This is a genomic window from Phenylobacterium sp. (assembly GCF_013911965.1).
Taxonomy (GTDB): Bacteria; Pseudomonadota; Alphaproteobacteria; order Caulobacterales; family Caulobacteraceae; genus Phenylobacterium.
Genome location: NZ_JACESE010000005.1, coordinates 40,909 through 56,001, shown reverse-complemented (window position 1 = coordinate 56,001; position 15,093 = coordinate 40,909). Strand labels below are relative to the sequence as shown.

The 15,093-nt window shown below is 70.2% G+C and carries 17 protein-coding genes and 1 riboswitch; of the genes, 12 read left to right on the top strand and 5 right to left on the bottom strand.

The window, feature by feature from the left end; genetic code table 11:
- The first annotated feature begins 90 nt into the window (after positions 1 to 90).
- Positions 91 to 1,680: a tetratricopeptide repeat-containing sulfotransferase family protein gene (locus tag H2041_RS06605; protein WP_293410842.1), complete on the top strand. Its 1,590-nt coding sequence runs from the start codon at positions 91 to 93 to the stop codon at positions 1,678 to 1,680.
- A gap of 3 nt (positions 1,681 to 1,683) precedes the next feature.
- On the opposite strand, the gene H2041_RS06600 is transcribed toward H2041_RS06605, so the two are convergent.
- The gene (locus H2041_RS06600; RefSeq protein ID WP_293410840.1) at positions 1,684 to 2,136 is read right to left on the bottom strand and encodes a DUF6491 family protein; all 453 of its coding nucleotides are present in this window, start codon (positions 2,134 to 2,136) and stop codon (positions 1,684 to 1,686) included.
- A 123-nt stretch (positions 2,137 to 2,259) separates the two neighbouring features.
- Positions 2,260 to 2,367: riboswitch (TPP riboswitch) on the top strand.
- On the opposite strand from H2041_RS06600, the gene H2041_RS06595 reads away from it, so the two are divergent.
- The 4 genes from H2041_RS06595 to H2041_RS06580 all read left to right on the top strand — a co-directional run bounded on the left by H2041_RS06595 (position 2,362) and on the right by H2041_RS06580 (position 6,034).
- The gene (locus H2041_RS06595; protein WP_293410838.1) at positions 2,362 to 2,769 is read left to right on the top strand and encodes a hypothetical protein; all 408 of its coding nucleotides are present in this window, start codon (positions 2,362 to 2,364) and stop codon (positions 2,767 to 2,769) included. Its footprint overlaps the riboswitch before it by 6 nt.
- Before the next feature lie 39 nt (positions 2,770 to 2,808).
- Complete coding sequence (gene thiC, locus H2041_RS06590; protein ID WP_293410836.1) at positions 2,809 to 4,641, top strand: phosphomethylpyrimidine synthase ThiC; 1,833 nt, start codon at positions 2,809 to 2,811, stop codon at positions 4,639 to 4,641.
- Positions 4,642 to 4,744: 103 nt separating this feature from the next.
- Positions 4,745 to 5,215: a DUF2243 domain-containing protein gene (locus H2041_RS06585; protein ID WP_293410834.1), complete on the top strand. Its 471-nt coding sequence runs from the start codon at positions 4,745 to 4,747 to the stop codon at positions 5,213 to 5,215.
- A 3-nt stretch (positions 5,216 to 5,218) separates the two neighbouring features.
- Positions 5,219 to 6,034, top strand: a complete 816-nt coding sequence (locus tag H2041_RS06580) for a cytochrome c oxidase assembly protein (RefSeq protein WP_293410831.1) — start codon at positions 5,219 to 5,221, stop codon at positions 6,032 to 6,034.
- Here H2041_RS06580 and H2041_RS06575 read toward each other — a convergent pair.
- Complete coding sequence (locus tag H2041_RS06575; protein ID WP_293410829.1) at positions 6,031 to 6,510, bottom strand: DUF421 domain-containing protein; 480 nt, start codon at positions 6,508 to 6,510, stop codon at positions 6,031 to 6,033. The two genes, H2041_RS06580 and H2041_RS06575, sit on opposite strands and share 4 nt — an antisense overlap.
- 138 nt (positions 6,511 to 6,648) lie before the next feature.
- Here H2041_RS06575 and H2041_RS06570 point away from each other — a divergent pair, with 138 nt between their 5' ends.
- Both H2041_RS06570 and H2041_RS06565 read left to right on the top strand, forming a co-directional pair.
- Positions 6,649 to 6,897: a hypothetical protein gene (locus H2041_RS06570; RefSeq protein ID WP_293410827.1), complete on the top strand. Its 249-nt coding sequence runs from the start codon at positions 6,649 to 6,651 to the stop codon at positions 6,895 to 6,897.
- Positions 6,898 to 6,974: 77 nt separating this feature from the next.
- Complete coding sequence (locus H2041_RS06565) at positions 6,975 to 8,906, top strand: S9 family peptidase (protein ID WP_293410826.1); 1,932 nt, start codon at positions 6,975 to 6,977, stop codon at positions 8,904 to 8,906.
- 1 nt (position 8,907) lies between these two features.
- Here the strand turns inward: H2041_RS06565 and H2041_RS06560 are convergent, their stop codons facing one another.
- Positions 8,908 to 9,261 carry a DUF1428 family protein gene (locus H2041_RS06560; RefSeq protein WP_293410824.1) on the bottom strand — a complete coding sequence of 118 codons (354 nt, stop codon included), beginning with the start codon at positions 9,259 to 9,261 and terminating at the stop codon, positions 8,908 to 8,910.
- An 80-nt stretch (positions 9,262 to 9,341) separates the two neighbouring features.
- Entirely contained in the window at positions 9,342 to 9,809 is a 468-nt protein-coding gene (locus H2041_RS06555; RefSeq protein WP_293410821.1) for a YaiI/YqxD family protein, read from the bottom strand.
- Positions 9,810 to 9,900: 91 nt separating this feature from the next.
- On the opposite strand from H2041_RS06555, the gene H2041_RS06550 reads away from it, so the two are divergent.
- Positions 9,901 to 11,499: an MBL fold metallo-hydrolase gene (locus H2041_RS06550; RefSeq protein WP_293410818.1), complete on the top strand. Its 1,599-nt coding sequence runs from the start codon at positions 9,901 to 9,903 to the stop codon at positions 11,497 to 11,499.
- A 60-nt stretch (positions 11,500 to 11,559) separates the two neighbouring features.
- Positions 11,560 to 12,396 (top strand): universal stress protein, encoded by an 837-nt coding sequence (locus H2041_RS06545; protein WP_293410816.1) that lies wholly within the window; start codon positions 11,560 to 11,562, stop codon positions 12,394 to 12,396.
- 48 nt (positions 12,397 to 12,444) lie between these two features.
- On the opposite strand, the gene H2041_RS06540 is transcribed toward H2041_RS06545, so the two are convergent.
- The gene (locus H2041_RS06540) at positions 12,445 to 13,212 is read right to left on the bottom strand and encodes an SDR family NAD(P)-dependent oxidoreductase (RefSeq protein WP_293410814.1); all 768 of its coding nucleotides are present in this window, start codon (positions 13,210 to 13,212) and stop codon (positions 12,445 to 12,447) included.
- A 201-nt stretch (positions 13,213 to 13,413) separates the two neighbouring features.
- Between H2041_RS06540 and H2041_RS06535 the strand changes: the two genes are divergently transcribed.
- From H2041_RS06535 to H2041_RS06525, 3 genes are all read left to right on the top strand, one after another.
- Positions 13,414 to 14,199, top strand: a complete 786-nt coding sequence (locus H2041_RS06535) for a porin (protein ID WP_293410812.1) — start codon at positions 13,414 to 13,416, stop codon at positions 14,197 to 14,199.
- A 99-nt stretch (positions 14,200 to 14,298) separates the two neighbouring features.
- On the top strand, positions 14,299 to 14,601 hold the full coding sequence (locus tag H2041_RS06530) for a hypothetical protein (RefSeq protein ID WP_293410810.1): 303 nt from the start codon (positions 14,299 to 14,301) through the stop codon (positions 14,599 to 14,601).
- A gap of 10 nt (positions 14,602 to 14,611) precedes the next feature.
- Entirely contained in the window at positions 14,612 to 15,079 is a 468-nt protein-coding gene (locus H2041_RS06525) for a hypothetical protein (protein WP_293410808.1), read from the top strand.
- The last annotated feature ends 14 nt before the right edge of the window (positions 15,080 to 15,093 follow it).

Below are 15,093 nucleotides of genomic sequence, written 5' to 3'. Positions count from 1 at the left end.
ACCGTGCCTCAACTCCGATGTTGCGGCGCCGAACGCAATTCCTGAGTATGACGAAATTATGAGCGCGTATGCACCGGTTTGATGGCGTCGATGGCTTCCCATCCCCTCTCCGCGCTGGCCGAGCGGCTGGCGCGCGCCGAGCGCCTGATGGCGGACAAGGCCTATCAGCCCGCCCACGCCCTGTGCCTGGAGGTCCTCTCAGCCGACCCCGGGGCCGCCAGGGCCTGGTTTCTCCTGGGGGTGCTGGCGGCCGACCATGACAATCCGCTCAAGGCCGCCGAGCTCTTCGGGCGCGCCGCCGCCCTCGACGCGGCCGACCCCAAGGCGCCGGCCCAGCTGGCGCGCTGCCTGATCGCGCTCAACCGTCGTGAAGAGGCCCTGGACGCCGCGCAGGAGGCCGAGGCGAGGGGCGCCGCCGACGCCCACACGCTGGACACGCTCGGCGTCGTCTACAGTCGCGCCGGCCTGCACGACCGGGCGATCGGCTTCTTCGAACGAGCCTTCGCGCGTGAGCCGCGCAACGCCGGCTTCGCCTACAATCTGGCGGCCTCGCGACAGTTCTCCGGAGACTTCGACGGGGCCGAAGCAGCCTATGCCGCGGCGCTGGATCTCGATCCCAGCCTCCACCGCGCCTGGTCCTCACGCGTGCAGCTCCGCCGCCAGACGGCGGAGAGCAATTTCGTGGAGGCGCTGTCCCGCCAGTTCGAGGCCGCCGGCGGCGACGCCGAGCGCCGGCTCCATCTCGGCCATGCGCTCGCCAAGACCTATGAGGATCTCGGCGATCCGCAGACGGCGCTCTCCTGGCTGTTGAAGGCCAAGTCCGCCAAGCGGCGGGACGTGGGCTACGACCCCGCCGCCGACGCCGAGCTGTTCGAGGCCGCGGCGGCGACCTTCCGGGCGGGAGACGAGAGCCAGGGCGATCCGTCGGAACGGCCGATCTTCGTGGTCGGCCTGCCGCGCACCGGCACCACCCTCGTCGACCGGATCCTGTCCAGCCACCCTCAGGTGCGCTCGGCCGGCGAACTCACCAACTTCGCCCTGATCCTCAAGCGCATGACGAAGACGCCAGGGGCCTATGTGCTCGACGCGCCGGTCCTGGAGGGCGCGCTCGGGCTCGATCTGCGCCGTGCGGGGGCAAGCTATCTGGAGAGCGTGCGGCCGGTCATCGGCGGCGACGGCCGCTTCGTCGACAAGATGCCGCTGAACGTCATCTATGCCGGGCTGATCCACAGGGCCCTGCCGAACGCCCGCATCGTCTGCCTGCGGCGCCATCCGATGGACGCCTGCCTGGCCAATTTCCGGCAGCTCTTCGCCACCGGCTTTTCCTATTACGACTACGCCTACGACCTGGCCGACACGGCGCGCTACTACGCCGGCTTCGACCGCCTCGTGGCGCACTGGCGCGCCGCCCTGCCGGCGGACCGGTTCACCGAGGTCGCCTACGAGGATCTGGTGGCCGACCAGGAGGGCGAGACGCGCCGCCTGCTCGACTTCTGCGGCCTGGATTTCGACCCCCGCTGCCTGGCCTTCCACGAGAACGGCGCGCCGGTGGCCACCGCCAGTTCGGTCCAGGTGCGCCGTCCGATCTACGCTTCCTCGGTCGGCCGCTGGCGGCGCTATGGCGAGGGGCTTGCGCCCCTGCGCCAGGCGCTGGAGGCCGCGGGGATCGCGGTGGAGTAGGCCTTAGGGCAGGTCGCGCGGGGGCATGGCCGCGACTTCCTGCGCCGTCAGCCGCCGGACATTCTCGATCATGCAGGGCGTCGCCCCGATGGGCGTCTTGACCCCGATGTCCATATCCATCCGGTCGCAGACCACGTCCGACGCGCCGGTCGGCCGCAGGATCAGCGGATCGCTCGCCAGGGCGCCGGTCAGGCAGGCGCTGCGCATGTCGACCTGGTAGACGTCGTCGCGGCCGAGGCCGGTGCTGAACAGGACCGTGTCGTTGTCGAGCACCTTCTGGGCGCGGATGTTGCTGATGCGGAAGCAGGAGCGCGCCGTCGAGGCGACATTGGCGTTCCCCGTGGCCGCTTCGGCCGCGTAGCTCTGCGTGTCGTTGGCCGCGCAGGCCGACAGGGCGAGCGCGGCGGCTGCGCCGGCGAGGCCCGCGGCGAGGGGCGAAGCAAGTCTTCTGGTCATTCGTCTTCCTCCTGCGGCGGACAACTCCCCGCCCGGCCCGCTGTTCCGACTCTCCGCCCCATTGCGGCCAAAGCTTGACCGCAGGAGGGCGCTTGGCGCGGCGGTCGCGCGGCACTAGAGTCCCCTTCGTCCTCGGGGGGCCGCGCTTGGGCGGCTGAGAGGCGGGCGAGCCCGCGACCCGCAGAACCTGATCCGGGTCATGCCGGCGAAGGGAAGGGAGAGCGCATGGCGCGCATTGTGGAATCCACCCGGCTATCGGCCCGCGTCCTGGGGCCGTTCCTCGCCGCCGCGGGCGCGGTCGCCGTCCTGCGGCGCGACGATCTGGGCGGGCTCATCGACGCCTTCCAGGGTGATGCGGCGCTCACCTTCGTCACCGGCATGCTGGTTCTCCTGGCGGGGCTCGCGCTCCTGGCGACGCACCAGAGATGGCGCGCCCCGGCCGAGATCGCCGTCAGCCTCGTCGCCTGGCTCTTCGTCCTGAGGGGCGTCTTCCTGATCTTCGCGCCCGAGGTGGTCTTCGACCTCGCCGACAGGGCCCTGCGCTCGAAGACCCTGGTGGTCGGCTCGGGCCTCGCCGCCGTGGCGGTCGGGGTCTGGCTGACCCTGGTCGGCTATCGTCGCGCCGCCGGCTGAGCCCGCGGCCCCATCCTCCACCGTTCCACGAGACCTCTCATGAACAAGCCCACCTCCAAGCTGGAAGCCGCCGCCATCCCCACCGGCGAGCGCCCCGGATCGAAGAAGGTCTACGAGCCCGGCGTGCTCTGGCCCGACATCCGCGTGCCGTTCCGCGAAGTGGCCGTCCACGAGAGCGCCGGCGAGCCGCCGGTCACGCTCTACGACCCGTCGGGGCCCTATACCGATCCGGCGGTCAAGACCGACATCGAGAAGGGTCTTCCGCGCACCCGCGAGCCCTGGGTCGTCTCCCGCGGGGATGTGGAGGTTGTCTCCGATCCCAGGGTCGTGAAGCCCGAGGACAACGGCTTCGCCAAGGGGGCCCACCTGGCGCCGGAATTCTCCACGCCGCGCCGCGTCTATCGCGCCCGGCCGGGGGTCAGCGTCACCCAGATGGAATACGCCCGGCGGGGGATCGTCACGCCCGAGATGGAATACGTGGCCATCCGCGAGAACCTGCGCCGCAAGGAAGGCGAGCCCTTCATCCGCGACGGCGAGGACTTCGGCGCCGCCATCCCCGACCTGGTGACCCCGGAGTTCGTCCGCGACGAGGTGGCCCGCGGCCGGGCGATCATCCCGGCCAACATCAACCACACCGAGCTGGAGCCGATGGCGATCGGCCGCAACTTCCTGGTTAAGATCAACGCCAACATCGGCAATTCGGCGGTGCTCTCCACCGTCGCCGACGAGGTGGACAAGATGGTCTGGGCCATCCGCTGGGGCGCCGACACGGTCATGGACCTGTCCACCGGCCGCAACATCCACAACATCCGCGACTGGATCATCCGCAACAGCCCCGTGCCGATCGGCACCGTGCCCATCTACCAGGCGCTGGAGAAGGTCGGCGGCGTGGCCGAGGATCTGAACTGGGAGGTGTTCCGCGACACCCTGATCGAACAGGCCGAGCAGGGGGTGGACTACTTCACCATCCACGCCGGCGTGCGCCTGCCCTTTATCCCGCTGACCGCCAACCGCGTGACCGGCATCGTCTCGCGCGGCGGCTCGATCATGGCCAAGTGGTGCCTGGCCCACCATCGCGAGAGCTTCCTCTATGAGCACTTCGAGGACATCTGCGAGATCATGCGGGCCTACGACATCAGCTTCAGCCTGGGCGACGGCCTGCGGCCCGGCTCCATCGCCGACGCCAATGACGCGGCCCAGTTCGCCGAGCTGGAGACCCTGGGCGAGCTGACCAAGGTGGCCTGGGAGTACGGCGTCCAGACCATGATCGAGGGGCCGGGCCACGTGCCCATGCACAAGATCAAGGCCAACATGGACAAGCAGCTCGCCGCCTGCGGCGAGGCGCCCTTCTACACGCTCGGTCCGCTCACCACCGACGTGGCGCCGGGCTATGACCACATCACCAGCGCCATCGGCGCGGCCATGATCGGCTGGTTCGGCACGGCCATGCTCTGCTACGTCACGCCCAAGGAGCACCTGGGCCTGCCCGACCGCAAGGACGTGAAGGACGGGGTGATCACCTACAAGATCGCCGCCCACGCCGCCGACCTCGCCAAGGGCCACCCCTCGGCCCGGGCCTGGGACGACGCGCTCTCCCGCGCGCGGTTCGAATTCCGCTGGGAGGACCAGTTCAACCTGGGCCTCGATCCGGAGACGGCGCGGGAATACCACGACGAGACCCTGCCCAAGGAGGCGCACAAGACGGCGCACTTCTGCTCCATGTGCGGTCCGAAGTTCTGCTCCATGAAGATCAGCCAGGACATCCGAGACGCCGCCCGTGGGCAGAACGACATGGCCGCCCAGGGCATGGCCGAGATGAGCGAGAAGTTCCGCGCCGGCGGAAGCGAGGTCTACGTCCCCGCGAAGACCTGACCGCGCCGGGGCGCATGGCGCCGCCGCCGGGCGGGAACCGGCGGCGGGCCCTGGTCAGTTGAGGAGCCCACAGGCGCCGCCGCGCCGCTCCTGGAGGGTTCCGATGGCCGAAGCCGCCGAACGCGAACCGGCCGATCCTCGCCGGTCCCTGCTCGCCGCCGGGCTGATCGGCGTGGGCGTCACCGCCGCGGTGGACGAGATCGTCTTCCACCAGCTTCTCGCGTGGCACCACTTCTTCGATCGTTCGACATCGGCCGTCGCCCTGTTCTCCGACGGCCTGCTGCACTCGGCGGAGCTGATCATCCTGGTGCTGGGCTTCTTCATGCTGGCCGACGTCCGCGCCCGGCGCGCCCTGGCCCGCAGCTCGGCCTGGGCGGGCTTCTTCATTGGCGCGGGCGGTTTCCAGCTCTTCGACGGGATCGTCGATCACAAGGTGCTGCGCCTGCATCAGGTCCGCTATGTGGACAACCTCCTGCCCTACGACCTGGCCTGGAACGGGGCGGGGCTCCTGCTGCTGGCGGTGGGCTTCGTGCTTCTGCGGCGGGCGCGGGCCGAGCGGGCCCCGGGCCGCTAGGCCATGGATCACGGGGGTCATGCCGGCCTGGCGGCCAGTTCGGCCGCGCTGGTCCTGCTGCTTGTCGTCCTGCCGAGCCTCGGACTGGCCGCCTACCTCTTCGGCGCAGGCCGCGAACAGCGGGCGCAGGGCTGGAGCCCGTGGCGCACGGCGGCCTTCGCCGTCGGCGTCGGCCTGATCTGCGCGGCGATGCTGCCGCCCATCGCCCCCTGGGCGCACGGCGATCTGCGCGGCCACATGGTCCAGCATCTGCTGCTCGGCATGTTCGCCCCGATCGGCCTTGCGCTGGGCGCTCCGGGCACGCTGCTGCTGCGGCAGGTTCCCGTGGCCACGGCGCGCGCGATCACGGCCCTGCTGGCGACGCCGCCCCTGCGGATCCTGATCCACCCGATCACCGCGGCCCTGCTCGACATCGGCGGCATGTACGTCCTCTACCTGACGCCGCTCTACGCGCTCAGCCAGGGCAATGGGGCGGTTCACGTACTGCTGCACGTCCACTTCGTGCTGTCGGGCTACCTCTTCACCTGGTCGATCGCCGGCCCCGACCCCGCGCCGCACCGTCCGGGCATGGGGCTGCGGCTGGCCGTGCTGTTCCTGGCCACGGCGGCCCATGCGATGCTGGGCAAGATCATGTACGGCTACGGCTATCCCAGGGGCGTCGCCGCCTCTCGGGCGGAGGTCGAAGCGGCGGCCCAGTGGATGTACTACGGCGGCGACCTGGCCGAATTGCTGTTGGCGGCCGCCTTCTTCGCGCTTTGGTTCCGCCGTCGCGCCGGCCTGCCCGAACTACTCGCCGGCCGGGCGACCGCGGCCAACTAACCCTTCAGGATGGCGTTCAGGCTGCCGTCGGACTCCAGGATCACGACGGCGGCGTCCTGGAGTTCGCGGCCGCCCGAATTGCGGACGGCCACGCGCAGTTCGTCCTCCGTCACCCGCTGCCGCTTCATGACCCCCGGCAGGGGCTCGCCGTCGCGCAGCAGGAGGGTCGGCTCGGCCTTGACCAGCCGGTCCACGGCCCTGATGCGCACCGACAGGAAGGTGACGGCGAACTGCAGGCCGGTGAGCAGGGCGAGCGCCGTCACGCCCTCGGCCAGGGCCAGATCCTTCGAGGTCAGGATCGAGGCGAAGGTCGAACCGATGGCCACGGTGACCACCAGGTCGAAGGCGTTCAGCTTGGACAGCGTCCGCTTGCCGGAGACGCGCAGCACGGCCACCAGGGCGACATAGGCCGCCGTCCCGATCACCAGCACGCGCACGATGGGCTGCCAGCCCGTGAAGAAGGAATCGGGATCCATCTCGTCTCCTTTCGACTGAACCGACAACGCAGCGTGGCCGTGCGGCGTTCAACCGGCGGCGCGGCTTGACTGCGATCAAGGCGAGGCGTCCCGTGGCGACGGATCGTCCCGCAGTCAGTCACCATGGGAAATACGGCCATGACATCCGGCTCCGGGCCGCCGCGGCGGCCCCTGATCGCCCGCGCCGTCGCGGGAGCGGCTTTCGTCCTCGGAGGCCTCGCCCTGCTCAGCGCCATGCTGGCCATCTCCTACGGCCATACGCCGATGCTGGAGCGGGCGCTGTTCGGACTGGGCATCGGCCCCATCTCCTTCGTCGCCGCCCTTGGCCAGTGCGCGATCCTGATCGGCCTGTGGCTCCTGTGGACGGTGGCGCACCGGGAGGGTTGAGCCGGCCGGCTGCGCATTGACGCCGGCCGCCCGAAGGGCTTGGCTCACGCCCCTGTTCACTGGTTCAGGGGCTTCCCATGCTTTCGCGCGCGCTTCTTCTCGGTTCGGTCATGGCGCTTGGCCTGGCCGCAACGGCTTTCGCCCAGGTGGAGCGGCGCGAGGTCGGGCAACTCGTCTTCGAGGGCGCGCCGCCCCTGCCCGACGCGGTGGCCGAGGCGATCGCCCCCTATTACGAGGTCCGCTCGGCGGTGTTCGAGGACTGGCTGGCCGACGGCTCGATGCTGATCGCCACCCGCTTCGGCCAGACCGAGCAGATCCACCATGTCGCCCAGCCCCTGGCCGCGCGCACCCAGCTCACCTTCTTCGACGAGCCGATCACCGTGGCGACGGCCCAGCCGGGGGCCGCGCGCTTCGCCTATCGCCGCGACGAGGGCGGCTCCGAATACTATCAGGGCTTCCTGCGCGATCTTCAGGGCCACGAGGTCCGCCTGACCAAGCCCGGCACCCGCAACAGCGACTTCGTCTTCTCCAAGGACGGCGCCCGGGTGGCCTGGAGCCAGGTGACGCCCGGCGACCCCAACTACGACATCATGATCGCGCCGGCCGCCGATCCGGAGGGCCGTCGCGTCGTCCTGGAAGGCGAGGGGGCCATGTCGCCCCTGGAGATCTCCGCCGACGGCCGTCGCATGCTGCTGACGCGCTACAACTCCATCGCCGATGTCGAGCTGTTCGTCCTCGACATCGCCTCGGGCGAGCTGACGCGGCTCGGACCGCAGGATCGCAAGGTCCACTATGCCGGCGCGGCCTTCGGGCCGGGCGGAAACACGGTCGTCACCCTCTCCGACGACGGCTCGGAAGTGACGCGGCCGGTGGTGTTCGACCTGGCCACCGGCGCCATGCGCGAACTGGAAAGCGGCGCGAAGTGGGGCGCGGAGGGCTTCGACCTGACGCCGGACGGCAAGACCATCGCCTATGTCGTCAACGAGGAGGGCTATTCGAAGGTCGTCCTGCGCGACGTGGCCACCGGCCGCGAGCTCGCCGGCCCCGACCTGCCCAAGGGTGTGCTGACGGCCCTGAAGTTCTCGCCCGACGGCGCGCGGCTGGGTCTGAGCCTGTCGACCTATAACGCCTCGGGCGACGTCTGGAGCTACGAGCTGGCGAGCCGCAAGCTCACCCGCTGGACCGACAGCGAACTGGGCGGCCTCGACCCGTCGACCCTCGTGGAGCCGAGCCTCTTCCGCTACGAGACCTTCGACGGCCGCTCGATCCCCGCCTTCGTCTACAAGCCGCAAGGCGCCAGCGGGAAACTGCCGGTGGTCATCCAGATCCACGGCGGCCCGGAAGGCCAGGAGCTGCCCAGCTTCAGCGCCCGGCGCCAGGCCTGGGTGAACGAGCTGGGCGCAGCCGTGATCATCCCCAACGTCCGCGGCTCGTCCGGCTACGGGAAGACCTACCTGTCGCTCGACAACGCCGAGAAGCGCGAGGATTCGGTCAAGGACATCGGCGCCCTGCTGGACTGGGTGGAGCAGCAGCCGGATCTGGACTCGAGCCGGGTGGCCGTGGTCGGCCAGTCCTATGGCGGCTACATGGCGCTCGCCGTCGCGGCCCACTACAACCCGCGGCTGGTCGGCGTCATCGACCTCTATGGCATCTCCGACTTCGTCACCTTCCTGGAGAACACCGAGGGCTACCGCCGCGACCTGCGTCGGGCCGAGTATGGCGACGAACGCGACCCGGCCATGCGGGCCGTCTTCGAGAAGATCGCGCCGATCAACATGAGCGAGCGCATGCGCAAGCCCATGATGATCTATCAGGGCGCCAACGATCCCCGCGTGCCGCAGAGCGAGTCCGAGCAGATGGTCGCCAAACTGCGCGAGCAGGGGACCGAGGTCTGGTACGTGCTGGCCCGGGACGAGGGCCACGGCGTGCACAAGAAGGCCAACCAGGAACAGGTCCGCGCCACCGAGGTCCAGTTCCTGAAGAAGGTCCTGGGCCTGGGCGCCGAGTAGGTCAGAACGTCACGACGGGGACGAAGCCGCCGAAGATCATCCGCTTGCCGTCGAACGGCATGGCCGACTCGTCCGCCTGCAGGCGCGGGTCGGCCATGACCTTGGCGACGATCTCGTCTCGGCTTTCCTTCGAGACGTAGGTGATCCACGAGAAGAAGACGACCTCGTCGGCCCGCGCCTTCACGGCCATGGGGAAGGAGGTCGTCTCACCCTCCGGCACGTCGTCGCCGGCGCATTCGACATAGGTCAGCGCGCCGTACTCCATCCAGACCTCGCCGGCGCGGCGGGCCAGATCCTTGTAGGCCTCGACATTGTCCTTCGGCACGGCCAGGACGAAGCCGTCGACATAGGGCATGGGGAACTCCTTTTCGTCGTCCGCGCCGCAAGGACGGTCGGCGGCGCGCCAACCCGACAGGCCGGCGGCAAGATACCCGATCAGCCTCGGCGCCGGCGCTCCTTCTGGATGATCTCGTCCAGCGCCTGGAGGAACCGGGACCTGTCGTTGCGGTCGAAGGGCTTCGGTCCGCCCAGGAAATCGCCGGTGGAGCGCAGCTGTTCCATCAGGGCGCGCTGGGCGACAGCCGAGCCGATGGAGTTTTCCGTAAAGGGTCTGCCGTTCGGCGCCACGGCGTGGCCGCCGGCCTTCAGCACCCGCTCGGCCAGGGGAATGTCGTTGGTGATCGCGACGTCTCCCGGCGCGACGTGCTCGGCGATCCAGTCGTCGGCCACGTCCGGACCGGCGTCCACCACCACCCGCTCGACGAGGGGCGAGGCGGGGATCATCATGAAGGCGTTGGAGACGACATAGGTCTTCAGCCCGTACCGCTGGGCCACCCTGTAGACCTCGTCCTTCACCGGGCAGGCGTCGGCGTCGATGAAGATGGTGATCGGCGCGTTCGCCATTCGTCCTCCGCAGGGCTTGATCTGGATCACGGGACGGCCGCCCGCCTCCGCCCAGTGTGCCCGGCCTCGTCCTCAGCGCGAAAGGGTCCGCATGTCCATCCGCCTCACCTTCCACGGCGCCGCCGGCTGCGTCACCGGTTCCTGCGCCGAGCTTGAGACGGAGGCCGGGCGGGTGCTGATCGACTGTGGCATGTTCCAGGGGCCGAAGACGCTGAAGGCTCTGAACTACCGCGACTTCCCCTTCGATCCGGCGACGATCGACGCCGTGCTGCTGACCCACGCGCACCTGGACCACTCGGGGCTGCTGCCCAAGCTGGTCAAGGCCGGCTTCAAGGGGCCGATCTACGCCACGGCGGCGACCCGCGACCTGTGCGGCGTGATGCTGCGCGACGCCGGCGACATCCAGGAGAACGAGGTCCGTCGCCTGAACCGCCGCAACCAGCGGCGCGGCCTGCCGGAGGTCGAGCCGATCTACACCGCCCGCGACGGCGAGAAGACGACGAAGGCCTTCGCCAAGGTGAAGCTGAACGCGCCGGCCCAGGTGCTGCCGGGACTGACCGCCACCTACTGGGAGGCCGGGCACATACTAGGCGCCGCCTCGGTCGAGGTGCGGGTCTCGGGCGAGCAGGGCGACACCACCATCCTCTTCTCCGGCGATATCGGCGCCGGCGGCCGCGAATACGCCGCCGATCCGGAGGGGCCGAGCGGCGTCGACCATCTGGTGCTGGAATCCACCTACGGCGACCGCGACCGGCTGCGGATGACGCCGGATGCGCGGCGCGACTTCCTGGCCGAGGAGATCAACCAGGCCTATGCCGCGGGCGGTCCGCTGCTCATTCCGACCTTCGCCGTCGAACGCGCGCAGGAGATTATCGCCGACCTGCAGATCCTGATGCAGGCGAACCGCATTCCCGAGGCCGACATCTTCCTCGACTCGCCGCTCGCCATCGAGGCGACGGAGGTCTTCCGCGAGCGCGGCTATAATCGCCAGACCGGGCGAAACCCGTTCGAAGGCCTGCGCGCGGGCGGGCGGCTCACCTTCCTGCGCAGGCCCGCCGAGAGCGACCGGCTCGACCGCCTCCGCGGCTGGCACATCATCATGGCCGGCAGCGGCATGTGCGAGGCCGGCCGGATCCGCAAGCACCTCAAGCGCCTCCTGTGGCGCCGGGAGACCACCGTCTTCCTCCCCGGATTCCAGGCGGCAGGCACGCTCGGGCGCTTCCTGCAGGAGGGGGCGGAGCGGGTCAGCATCCAGGAGGACGAGGTGCGGGTCCGGGCGCGCATAGTGTCCCTCGACGTCTATTCCGGCCACGCCGACGCCGCCGGACTGGCCGAGTGGGCCCAGGCGCGGGGGCCCGTCGCGGGCAAGGTGTTCCTGAACCACGGCGAGCCGGTTGCGCTGGCCGCGCTGAAGGACCGTCTGGCGCAGTCGGGCTTCGAGGAAGGCCAGCTCGTCATCCCGGAGATGGACGCGGCCTTCGAACTGACCGGCCCGCAGGCCGTTCCGCTCGGCGCGAGCGCGAGCCGCATTGCGGCCGGCGCCGCCAGCCGGGCCGACTGGCACAATGCGCGCGCGGCGCTGAACCTGGCCCTGAACGCCGCCCTGGCCGAGGCGCCGGACGACGCCGCCCGCGAGGCCCTGATCGCCAGCCTCGCCGCGCGGCTTGCCGAGGCCCGGCCGACGGGTTGACGCCGGTCAAGGTGGCGCCCGCCCGCCCGGCTAGGTTGAGCCGACAGACGGAGAGCCCCCATGTCCTACAGCCAGATTCTCGTCCATGTGGACGAAACGCCGGCCGCCACCCTGCGCGCCCGGACCGCCGCCGACCTCGCCAGCCGTTTCAAGGCCCACCTCACCGGCGTCTTCCTGACCAGCGATTACATCCGCCAGTACATGGCGGCCGAGAGCCTCAGCGCCCTGCCGCGGGACGTGGTCGACGAGGTGCTGTCCGGGCACCAGAAGGCGGTGGACGAGGCGGGCGAGGCCGCACGCATGGCCTTTGAGGCGGCCGCGGGCGACGCCGGCGTCGCCTCCGACTGGCTGACGCTCAGCGGCGACTACCACGCGCCGATCATGGCCGCCGCCCGCCGGGCCGACCTGACGGTCATGCCGCGGGTCGCAAAGGCCTGCCTGAGCGAGCACGAGATCTCGGCCGCGCACCTCGCCATGGCCAGCGGCGGGCCGGTGCTGATCACGCCGCAGGACGACTATGCCCCGCCCGTCGGCCGTCGCGTCCTGGTGGCCTGGAACGGCGGCCGCGAGGCCGGCCGGGCCCTGCGCGACGCCTGGCCGATTCTGGAGACCGCCGAGGAGGTGACTGTGCTGGTGGTCTCGCCCAAGGGCGAGGGCGGGCCTGACGGCATGCTCCAGCGTCTGCTGGAGCGGCACGGCGTATCGGCCAACCTCATCGTCGATCCCAGCCAGGACGAGTCCGCCGGCGACGTCCTGGAGCGCCAGGCCGCCGAACTCGGCGCCGACATGGTGGTGATGGGCCTCTATGGCCGGCCGCGCCTGCAGGAGCTGATCCTGGGCGGGGTGAGCCGCCAGATGACGGCGAGCCTGCCGGTCCCGATCCTGGTGTCGCACTGAGGGCGCACGGGGGCCGCGGTCGGCGGCCCCCTTCGCCGGCCTTCCGGCTCAGCGCGCGGTGTAGCCGCCGTCCACCACCAGTTCCGCGCCGGTGACGAACTTGGCCTCGTCGCTGGCGAGATAGACGGCCGCCCAGGCGATGTCGTCCGGCTCCCCGATATGGCCGAGGGGGTGGAGTTCGGCGGTCGCGCGCCGCCCCGCCTCCAGGTCGCCCAGGTTCTCCAGATGATGTTCGACCATGGGCGTCCAGATGAAGCCCGGATGGATCGAGTTCACGCGGATCTTCTCGGCCGCATAGGTCAGCGCATCCGTCTTGGTCATCAGCCGCACCGCCCCTTTCGAGGCGTGATAGGGCGGCACGTCGGGGGCGCCGACCAGGCCGTAGATCGACGAGAGATTGATGATCGCCCCGCCGCCCGCCTTTCTCAGATGCGGGATGGCGTGCTTGGTCCCGAAGAAGACGCCCTTGACGTTGATCGCCTGGACGAAGTCCCAATCCGCCTCGGTGATCTCGTGCGTCGGCTTGTTGGCGCCGGACACGCCGGCGTTGTTGACGAGGATGTCGATCCGCCCGAAGCGCTGGGCGGCCGCATCGACGCAGGCGGCGACCTCGGCTTCCTTGGCCACGTCGCAGCGCCAGAACGCCGCCTCATATCCGGCCTTGCGCAGCGTCTCAGCCGCGGCTTCGCCCTCTTCGACCAGGACATCGAACAGCGCCACCTTGGCGCCTTCCTCGGCCATCCGCTGGACGATGGCGCGTCCCAGTCCGACCGCCGCGCCGGTGACGACGGCGACCTTTCCCTTCAACCGGTCCATCTCAATCTCCCTGGCTGCATGCGGGAAGACTGACGGAGGGCGGGCGTCGGCGCCTTAAGGCAGATCAATGCCGCCCGGGCGGCTGTGGCCCGCGCGCCACAATTGAGAGTTGAAGCGGTCCTGCCGATTCAATCGGCATTGCAGCGATTCAAGCGCCACCTTATTGGGCGCCCTCTTTCGTTCGCTTACGGATAATAACAAATGACCAAGTCGCTTCTCGCCGCGGTGTCCGCCGCTGCTCTGTTCGCCGCCGTTTCGCCCGCCGCCGCTCAGGTCGGCCAGATCGGTCTCAACTATGGCAAGACCGACGTCGAAGCCGCCGGGCTCGACGCCGACGGCGACGCCTGGCAGGTCGAAGGCGCCGCCGCCTTCCAGGGTGGCACTCTGAACGGCCAGATCGAGGGCTCGGTGACCCGTTTCGACGCCGACGGCGACGACGCCGACGTCTTCTCCGCCACCGGCCATCTGAACACGCCGGTGGGCGCGGGCTATGTCGGCGGCTTCCTGGGCGTCCAGGCCAACGACGACGCCAAGCTCTGGGGCGTCGGCGTCGAGGGCAAGGCCCAGATGCAGAACGTGTCCCTGCACGGCCAGCTCGGCTACGGCCGCGCCGACGACCTGGACGATGTGGACTTCTGGTCCGTCCGGGGCGAGGGCCGCTACTTCTTCGCCGACAACTTCCGCGTCGGCGCCAGCGCCGGCTTCTCGAAGGCCGACGGCGACGGCCTCGACACCGACCTCTACAATCTGGGCCTGGACGCCGAGTACCAGTTCGCCGGCACGCCGGTGAGCGTCGTCGGCGGCTATGAGCGCGGCAAGTGGGACGATCTGGACCTGACGACCGACACCTTCCGCATCGGCGTCCGCTACAGCTTCGGCGGCGACCTGCGCGCCCGCGACGCGGCCGGCGTCGGCCAGGGTTCGGTCTCGAACCTGTTCGGCGGGACCATCGGTTCGGCCCTGATCGCGGCGGCCGGCGAGCTCTAAGCTCGACGCCAGGACCGTTCGGCGAGCGCCCCCGGGATCTCCCGGGGGCGCTTTTCGTTGGCCGCCATGTCAGGAACGGGAGCGCCGCTCGGCGGTTGGATGAGCAACCCCAACGATCGACAGGAGGCGAACATGGCCCAGGGCCAGACGGTCTATCTCAACACCTCGACGGAGGAGGATCTTCGCACCGTCGCCGGCGACGCGCGCGCGCGGGCCCTGGTGGAGGCGCGTCCCTTCCTCAGCTGGGACGATGTCGAGCGGGTGGACGGCGTCGACGCCGAGGCCGTGAACGCCATGAAGAGCGCCGGAGCCCAACTTGGCGAGGCGCCCGAGGGCCCCATCGGCGAGCCCGGCAGCGGCGGCCAAGGCGGGGCGACCAGCCGCAACTTCGGCCGCGCCTGAGCCTGGCGGCATGGGGCGCATCTTCCTCGACTGCGACGGCGTGCTGGCCGATTTCGACCGCGGCGCCGAAGCGGTCCTGGGGGCGCCGCCCCGGGTGTTTTCGGAGCGCTACGGGCTGAAGGAGTTCTGGCGGCGGCTCGCCGCCGCGCCGGACTTCTTCGGACGCCTGCCGCTCCTGCCCGACGCCATGGAGCTCCACCAGGCGGTCCGCCATCGCGACCCCGTCATTCTGACGGGCCTGCCCCATGGCCGCTGGGCCGAGCCACAGAAGCGCCGTTGGGCGGCGCAGCACTTTCCTGGCGTGGAGGTGATCACCACCCAGGCGGCGCTGAAGTGCCGGCATTGCCATGCGGGCGACGTGCTGGTCGACGACACCGACCGCTTCCGCCACCTCTGGGAGGCCGAGGGCGGCGCCTTCATTCACCACGCCGGGGCGCAGAGCTCGATCGAAGCCCTGCGGGAGGGCGGCTGGATCTAGCCGCCCCCCGCAGG